The organism is Acinetobacter sp. YH01020 (assembly GCF_013420275.1).
GTDB classification, from domain to species: Bacteria; Pseudomonadota; Gammaproteobacteria; order Pseudomonadales; family Moraxellaceae; genus Acinetobacter; species Acinetobacter amyesii.
Window position 1 is genome coordinate 1 of sequence record NZ_VOYN01000114.1, and the last position, 2,013, is coordinate 2,013.

Annotated in this window: 3 protein-coding genes and 2 pseudogenes; 1 reads left to right on the forward strand and 4 read right to left on the reverse strand. The window is 42.2% G+C overall.

What is annotated here, in order from left to right; all coding sequences use genetic code 11:
• Positions 1-140, forward strand: a 140-nt coding sequence (locus tag FTT85_RS18320) for a transposase (protein ID WP_180107216.1), incomplete at its 5' end; no start/stop codon positions are given.
• A gap of 28 nt (positions 141-168) precedes the next feature.
• Here the strand turns inward: FTT85_RS18320 and FTT85_RS18995 are convergent.
• From FTT85_RS18995 to FTT85_RS18340, 4 genes and pseudogenes are all read right to left on the reverse strand, one after another.
• The gene (locus FTT85_RS18995; protein ID WP_180184116.1) at positions 169-270 is read right to left on the reverse strand and encodes an IS3 family transposase; all 102 of its coding nucleotides are present in this window, start codon (positions 268-270) and stop codon (positions 169-171) included.
• A 55-nt stretch (positions 271-325) separates the two neighbouring features.
• Positions 326-844, reverse strand: coding sequence for an acetamidase/formamidase family protein (locus FTT85_RS18330; RefSeq protein ID WP_306674429.1), 519 nt, complete (start codon positions 842-844; stop codon positions 326-328).
• Positions 780-1,156: pseudogene (locus FTT85_RS18335) on the reverse strand (transposase); the annotation flags it as partial. The gene FTT85_RS18330 and the pseudogene FTT85_RS18335, both read right to left, overlap by 65 nt.
• 115 nt (positions 1,157-1,271) lie before the next feature.
• Positions 1,272-1,757 (reverse strand): annotated as a pseudogene (locus FTT85_RS18340) (IS3 family transposase); the annotation flags it as partial.
• Positions 1,758-2,013 lie beyond the last annotated feature (256 nt).

Genomic DNA, 2,013 nt, shown 5'->3' on the forward strand with positions numbered 1-2,013 from the left:
GCAAGGAGTTCGGTGAAGAACTAAAACCTTATTATTGGAAACCTGTGCTTTGGACGAGGGCATACTGTCTACTTACAACAGGTGGAGCGACAATTGATGTAATTCGAGAATACATCCAAAACCAAGAGAGACCCGACTGAAAAGGCGTGCTATCCATCTCCATCTAAATCACAGATTATAGATGGAGAATTCCGCACATTTAGTTAAATTTAGTTGTATTCTTTCATGATTATAATAATGGATGTAATCATGAATTGTCCGTTGCATCATTGAGGTTCTTACCTGTTCCCATAAATGTGATTGGACCACTTTCCTCAATCTCAGTTTATCCCCAATGCGCACCTAAAGCTTTCACTTTTTCACGCTCTTCCTTGGTAAATGGACGTGCCATTGGTGGTAAGTCATCTGGTGCTTGAAGTAAAATTGGGCCGTCAATTGTTAAGCCTTTAATCACTTCTACTTTTAATTCTGTTTCGCCTGAAACGTCCGTGGCATGTCCTGCAATTTCACCATTGCCTTGTTGCGCATGCATATCCCCCATGTAGACACCTGCACCTGGTACTTTCACAGGACAAATCAAAATACAGCCTGGATGAATCGAATTGGTATCCATGTGACCGTCTGTTTTGGCTGCGATAAGTTCTTCTTCAGTCATTCCGAATTTATGCGGTGCATCAATCAAATACTGACCAAAGTCGTGGCAGTTTTGAGAGTCTGGTAAGTCACGTGAAGGTGTCGTACCAATATTTCCGAGGAATGGACGCATATGCGCAGCAACCCCAGGCATAATAGCCTGAAGTGCTGACACCCAGGCATTTACAGACAGAAGATACAGTGACTCCATTCACAGCTAGATCTTGAATTACCGTGTACTTTTCTTGGCATGATCTGTCAGAAAGTACACATGCGCTTTTTTTAAGATGTCATTGGCTTTCCTGAGCTGTTTGACTTCTTTCTCTAATTCTAGGATCCGCTGTTGTTCTGGTGAAAGTTGACGTTTGCTTGAACCTGCCGGATTGGTTTCACGAATTCATTTATCTAATGTTGAATAACCCACACCTAATTTCTGGTAGATTGCAGCTACTGACTCGTGTGAGTTTGAAAGTGCATAATCAATTGCTTGCTGTTTAAATTCAGGACTAAAACGTTTGGCCATTTCTTGTATCTCCAAAGTTAACGTTACGTTATCTTTAGAGGGAAGTACTGTCCATTATTTTGGCTAGGATCAATGTTGAACCGTACCGGGTTTGTCGGAGATTTTTTTATTTAAGTTAGGCCACCTGACCTAACGGGTTAATCTTATCATAGTACCTTGCTTCAAACTCAAAAGGCGATACATAACCCAATGCGCTGTGTACACGCTTTTTATTGAACCAATCTACCCAGTTTAGTGTCGCAAGCTGTACATCTGCTAAACCTTGCCAATCTGCTTTTAAATATTCAATCACCTCTGTTTTGTATAAGCCATTCACTGTTTCAGCCAAAGCATTATCGTATGAATCACCAGTCGTACCGACTGATGCTCTTAAATTTGCTGCTTCTAAACGATTGGTATAGCGAATAGAAAGATATTGAACACCTCTATCTGAATGATGAATCACATTCTTGGGCATGCCTCGGTCATGCAATGCTTGCTCTAGTGCATCGAGCACCATGTCTGTATTCATACGTGTTGATACTTTCCATCCAACAATCGCTCGTGAGAACACATCAATAATAAAGGCGGTATAGACCCAGCCTGAATGAGTTTGAATATACGGGTGAGTAGACCAAGGGAATTTCACCCTTAGCCCCTCGCAGAACCGGACATGAACCTCTCAGCTCATCCGGCTCCCATTATCCAACCGATGGTAAACATCCCATTTTCCAGTGCACAAAGGCATTTGGAAAATCACGCGCAAGTCGCCCTAAGGCATATCTAGCCCGTCTTTTATGACGGGCCAAGTTTTTATACTTACGCCTCATCCAGCGTATAAGATAAGCATTCATGTGTTGCCAGATCGCTGACATTGC